A 6,487-nucleotide genomic window follows, 5' to 3' on the forward strand; every position below is an offset into this window, starting at 1 on the left:
ACCTTGGGGCGCGCCACGGGCGGGGGCAGACGCGAGGGCAGCGTCACCGGCTCCACGCGTCCATCCCCGCGCAGGCGGGCATGGCGGCCGGTGCGGTACAGCCGCGCGGACACCTCCGTCGGGTGCGGCACCAGCCGGCGGTGCTCTTCTTCCTCCGCCTTCCACAGGCCCTGGGGGAGCCCCGCGCCCGCGAGGGCCAGCTCGCCCACCACGCCCACGGGCACGGGCTGTCCCGTCGGATCCAGCACCCACGTCTGGAGGCTCTCCGGGACGCGCTCGCCCGGCGTGCGGGGCAGCAGCGCGCCTTCGACGGCGCCTCCGGACAACAACACCGCCACGTTGGCGGACTGTTGCAGCTGGGAGGCCAGCTCCGACGACGCGCCCTCCAGCACCAGCGCGCCCACCGCGCCCAGGGACTCACGCGCCCCGGGAAGCTCCGTCAGCGAGCGCGCCAGCCGGGCCGACGTGTGCACCAGCACCGCGCCGGACTGCTTCGCGAGCGCGAGGAGGCCCTCCACGCCCTGGCCGCTCTCCACCAGCACCTGCTCCTGGCGCGCGGCGCCTTCGCCCTCCAGCAGCTCGCGCACCCGGGCCAGCCGGCGCAGGCCGTCCAGCACCACCGGCGTCTCCAGGCCGAAGTCGATGAGGGCCGCCACCTCGTCCACGTCCCCCGCCTGCACCTCGCGCAGGCGCTTCAGGCCGCTCTCCACGGAGCCGACGAGTCCCGTCGTCTTCGCGTGGTGCTCGAAGGTGTGCTCCAGCAGCGCGTTGATGTCGTCCGGGGACAGCTTGTTGATTTCCCCCTGGTAGCCCTGCGCCGCCAGCAGCGACGTGACGATGTCCGTGGAGCCCCGGAAGTAGCCGAGCAGCGGCTGGCGCACGGTGCGGAACACCTCCGCCTCGTCGTCGCCCAGGTACGTGTGCAGCATCACCGTGATGTGGCCCCGGCCCGGGTGGCCGTTGCGGCGCCACGCCTCGCGGTAGAGGGCCACCTTCGGCTTCAGCTCCTCCAGCGAGTGCGACATCAGGCCCGTGAGGACGCCCGCGCCCAGCTCGCCCGCCAGCCGGAAGGTCTCCGGGTTCACCGTGGCGGTGAGCCACACCGGCAGCTCCTTCTGCACCGGCTTGGGTCGCAGCGACAGCTCCACCGTCGTGCCCGCGCCCGCCGGCCGCGTCACCTTCTCGCCGCGCCACAGCGCGCGCAGCGTCTTGAGATTCTTGAGCAGGATGTTGCGCCGGTCCTCGTAGTTGCCCGGCGCGAAGGTGAAGTCGTGGACGTGCCAGCCCGTGGCCACCGACAGGCCCACGCGCCCCTGGGACAGGTTGTCCACCACGGACCACTGCTCCGCGATGAGCAGCGGATCATGCAGCGGCAGCACCACGCTGCCGGAGCGCAGGCGCAGGTTCTTCGTGACGGTGGCGATGCCCGCGGCCACCACGGCCGGTTGCGGGTAGAGGCCGCCGAAGGAGGCGAAGTGGCGCTCTGGCGTCCACACGGCGGAGAAGCCATTCGCGTCCGCGAACTTCGCGCCTTCGATGAGCAGCTCGTACTTCGGCCCGGTGAGGGTGTCCTCGTCGTTGGCGAAGTAGATGAGGCTCAGGTCCATGGCCTTCGCCCGGCGCCCGCCGCCCCCCACGTTCACCAGCCGCGCGGTCACCTGCTCGGAGGGGAACACCACGCGCATCCCGCGCGACAGCGCCCACAGCGCTTCCAGGTCCGGCCGGTCCGGCGCGGCCTCGCCCGCGGACAGCCACGCGCCGCCGTCCCGGGGGGACAGCCGCGCATCCAGGCCGGTGAAGAACTCCGCCAGCTCCTGGTGGCCCAGCGCCCACGCGGGCTGCCCCGCGCCCATGGGCAGCAGCCACGCCAGGGTGTCGGCGCCAGCGGGGCCCGGCACGTCCAGGGTTGCCGCCTCCGCGGAGGTCGCGAGGTCCTCCACGTACAGCGTGCGTGAAGCCTCCACGCGCACGGAGGCCACGAGCTCGCGGGTGGTGACGAGCACCGGCACGCGCGCGCCCTCCGGGGCGGCGTAGAGGGACAGCCCGCCCAGTTCGGTGGGGCCCAGCGCGACCACCGCGCCGCCGGCCTCCAGCACGGCCCACAGCGCGATGAGCTTCTGCGGCGACGGCCGCAGGCTCACGGCCACTGGCGCGCCATCCTTCACCCCGAGCGACCGCAGCCGCGCGGCCAGGGTCCGCACCTGGGTGCCCAGTTGACCCCAGGTCCAGTGCGCGTCACCGCGCGACACGGCGACGGCGTCCGCCTGACGGGCGCGCCGGTCCGCGAGGAGCGCGGGCACGGAGGTGAAGCCGGCCACGGTGCGGGGGCTCGGCCACGCGCGGCGCTCGGCCTCCGTGGACAGGGGCAGGCGGGAGACCTGCGTGTCGGGGCTGGAGATGGCGGCCGACAGCAGCACCTGGAAGTGCGCCATGAAGCGCTCGGCGAACGCGGCGTCGAACAGCTCCGTCGCGTACTCCAGCACGCCATGGAGGCGGCCCGGAGACTCGGAGAGCACGAGCGTCAGGTCGGCCAGGGTGGCGCCCCACTGCACGGGCGTGCCAGGGACCTCCACCAGCGAGCCGCGCATGCCCTTGAGTTCCAGCGTCATCCCACCGGCGCTGACGCCGGAGTGGAAGACGAACACGGAGTCGGCCATGCGGCCCCTGCCGATGTCCTTGCCCGGGACGAGCGCTTCCACGAGGTACTCGAAGGGCACGTCCGGCCGCGCCTGGGCGTCGTTCACCTCTTCGCGAACCTGCGCGAGCATGTCGCGGAAGGTCGGCTCGCCCACGAAGCGCGTGCGGAACGCGGCCGAGTGCGCCACGTAGCCGATGAGCGGGAACAGCTCCGGCCGGGTGCGGTTCGCGATGGGCGTGCCGACGATGAGGTCCGTCTGGCCGCTGTAGCGGTGCAGCAGCGTCTGCCACGCCGCGAGCACGATCATGTACGCGGTGAAGCCCTCGCGCCGGGAGAAGGCGGACAGCTCCCGGGCGAGCGCGGCAGGCATCTCCATGGTCATGCGCGCGGAGTCGAGCGTGCTGTGCGCGGTGCGGGGCCGGTCCGTGGGCAGGTCAATCTGCCGGGGCATCCCGGCCAGCCGCTGACGCCACCACTGCTCCTGTTCGGGCAGGCGCCCCTCCGCGAGACTCTGGCGCTGCCACTGGCCGAAGTCCGCGTATTGGAGGGGCAGCGGGGGCAGGGGAGACGGGCGCCCCTGGAGGAAGGCGTCGTAGAGCTGGCCCAGCTCCTGGACGAAGAGGGCCACGGACAGCGTGTCGCAGACGACGTGATGGATGCAGACCATCAGCATGTGCTCGTGCGTGTCCAGGCGCACGAGCGTCGAGCGCATCACCGGTCCCTTGACGAGATCGAACGGCGCGGCGGCGTCCTCGCGGGCGAGGCGCAGGGCCTCGGCCTGGCGGGTCTCCAGCGGGCCCCGGAGCTCCACGCGCGTGAGCGGGATGCGGACGTGGTCGTGGAAGCGCTGCACGGGGCGGCCGTCCACCACGTCGTAGGTGGTGCGCAGGGCTTCGTGCCGGTGGACGATCTCCTGGATGCCGCGCTCCAGGACGTCGGCCTCCACGACACCTTCGAGCCGCAGGACGAACGGGATGTTGTACGCGGACAGGCCGGGCAGGTGCTGCTCCAGGCGCCAGACGCGCTCCTGCACGAAGGACAGGGCCAGCTCCCGCGTGCGAGGCAGCGGCACCAGCGGAAGCTCCACGGACACCTGGGCCTGGGGGGCCTGGAGCAGCAGCGGCTCCAGGCGCTGGGCGATGCCCGCGACGGTGGGGGCCTCGAAGAGCGCGGCCAGCGGGAGCTGCACGCCGAAGGTGTCACGCACCTGGTTGAGGAGCTGGGCGGCCGTCAGCGAGTTGCCGCCAATTTCGAGGAAGTTCTCCTCGCGGCCCACGAAGTCCAGGCCCAGGCGTTCGCGCCACAGCGCGGCCACGCGTTCCTCGACGTCGCCTCGCGGAGCGTCCTCACGGCCCGCGGGCACGGCGGCGGGGGCCAGGGCTTCGGAGGCCGTGTGCGCGGAGAGGCCCGGGAGCAGGGGACGCGCGGAGCTGTGCGCGGCTTCGGGCGCAGGATGGGAGGCCGCGCCCGTCGGGTGATAGGCGCCCTCGTGGAGCGACCGCGCGATGCTGGGCACGGACACGGGCGGCGGCGTGGCGCCGAACGGGTGCGTGCCACTGGCCGTCGGGAGGTTCGGCGACGACGGGCCGGCATGCGCCGGAGCCTCCGTGGGAGACAGTGTCACCGTGGCCACGCGACCCGTGGGTGCCAGGGCGCCCTGGCCGGACCCGGTGGCGGGGGCGCGGCCCGCGAAGGGAGCGGACGCGGAGGATGAAGCCTCACCGAAGGGAGTGCCGGACGCCGACGACGCGGTGTCCTGCGCGCCGTACGTCGCGGCAGGCGGAGCCACGGCGCCGGACACGTCCTGCGGTGCACGCACGGGCGCGCCCGGCGGCATGAACGCGGAGGGCAGGGCGCGGGTCCTCGCCTGGACCCAGACGTCCTTCTCCTGGAACGCGTACGTCGGCAGGTGCAGCCGCAGCCGCTGCTCGTGCGCGTAGAACGCGCTCCAATCCACGGAGACACCGGCGGTCCACAGCTCGCCCACGCCCTGGAGCCAGCCCTGCTGCTCGGTCGTCGTCCCACCCCGGCGCAGCGTGGCCAGCGCGCGCACGCGCTCGCGGTCCTGGCCCAGGCTCGCGCGCACCAGCGGCGTGAGGTCCTGCCCAGGGCCCACTTCCAGCAACACCCCGCAGCCCTCTTCCAGCAGCGCGCCCACCGCGTCGGTGAAGCGCACCGGCTGCCGCATCTGCTCCGTCCAGTAACCCGGCGCCGAGAGCTGCCCCGGCCGCGCGAACGTCCCCGTGAGGCTGGAGGCGTAACGCACCGTCGGCTCCGAGCGATGGAGCGAACCCACCACCCGGGCCAGCTCCGGCATCAACGGCTCCACGTCCGCCGAGTGGAACGCATGCGGCGCGGGCATGCGCACCGCGCCCGCCTTGCGGCGCTCCAGCTCCTCCTTCAGCCGCTCCACTTCCTCCACCGGCCCGGACACCACGCACCGGTCCGGCGCATTCACCGCCGCGAGCGTCAGCCGGCCCGTCAGCAGCGGCACCACCTGCGTCTCCGGCAGCGCCACCGCCAGCATCGCCCCCGGCGGCAGGCGGTGCATCAGCTCCCCGCGCGCCACCGCCAGCCGCATCCCGTCCTCCAGGGACAGCACGCCCGCGACGCACGCCGCCGCGTACTCCCCGAAGCTGTGGCCCAGCACCGCGTGCGGCACCACGCCCAAATCCTTCCACAGCCGCGCCAGCGACACCTGCACGCTGAACAACGCGGGCAGCGCCACGCGCGTGTCCGCGAGGCTCGCCGTGACGTCCGCGCCCTCCGCCGGCCGCAGCAGCGCCGACACGCGCTCCCGCAGCGGCGCGTCCTGCAGCGCGAGGCACGCCTCCAGGTGCGCGCGGAACCGCGGCGAGGCCTCCGCCAGCTCGCGCCCCATGCCCACCTGCTGCGCTCCCTGGCCGGAGAAAACGAATGCCACGCGGGGCGCGCGGTTCGTTCCCTTCGCGGCCGCCACCGGCTTCTGGAGCTGCTTCGCCAGGTCCGCCGCGTCCTTCACCACCAGCGCGCGGCGGAACTCAAACACTTTGCGGCCCACCGCGTGCGTGAACGCCAGGTCCGCCAGGGACAGCGCGTCCCCACCGGCCTGCGCGTGCGCGTCGAGCTGACGCGACGCTGCCTCCAGCGCCTCGGGCGTGCGCGCGGACAGCAGGACGAGCTGGTGGGAACGGGTGGTGGAACCACTCTGCCGCATGGGAGCTTCCTCGAGGATGGCGTGGGCATTGGTGCCACCAATGCCAAACGAGCTGACCGCGGCGAAGCGGGGCGTCTCACCCCGGGGCCACGAGCGCAGATGGGTGTTGACGAAGAAAGGGCCCGCCGCGAAGTCGATTTGCGGGTTGGGCCGCTCGAAGTGGAGGCTGGGCGGAATCTCGCCGTGGTGCAGCGACAGCGCGGCCTTGATGATCCCCGCCAGGCCCGCCACCGTGTCCAGGTGGCCGATGTTCGTCTTCAGCGATGCCAGCGAGATGGTGCCCTGGTGCTCCGGCCCCAGGCCGTACGCGCGCGTCAGCGCCGCCACTTCAATCGGGTCCCCCAGCGGCGTCGCGGTGCCGTGCGTCTCCACGTAGCCGATGGCCTCCGGAGAGACGCCCGCCTTCTTCAGCGCCTGCGTCACCACGGCCGCCTGTCCCTGGACGCTGGGCGCGGTGAAGCCGGACTTGTGCCGGCCATCGTTGTTGATGGCCGAGCCCCGGATGACGGCGTAGATGGCGTCGCCATCCCGCACCGCGTCCTCCAGGCGCTTGAGCACCACCGCGCCCACGCCGTTGCCCGCGAGCGTGCCCTGCGCCTTCTCGTCGAACGCGCGGCAGTGGCCGTCCGGGGAGAAGATCATCCCCTCCTGGT

1 protein-coding gene is annotated in these 6,487 nt (G+C 73.4%); it reads right to left on the reverse strand.

From position 1 onward, the window contains the following. Positions 1-6,487: type I polyketide synthase (locus tag D7X12_RS37795; RefSeq protein ID WP_120630027.1), on the reverse strand; the 6,487-nt coding region annotated here is incomplete at both ends.

Source organism: Corallococcus sicarius (assembly GCF_003611735.1).
GTDB classification, from domain to species: domain Bacteria; phylum Myxococcota; class Myxococcia; order Myxococcales; family Myxococcaceae; genus Corallococcus; species Corallococcus sicarius.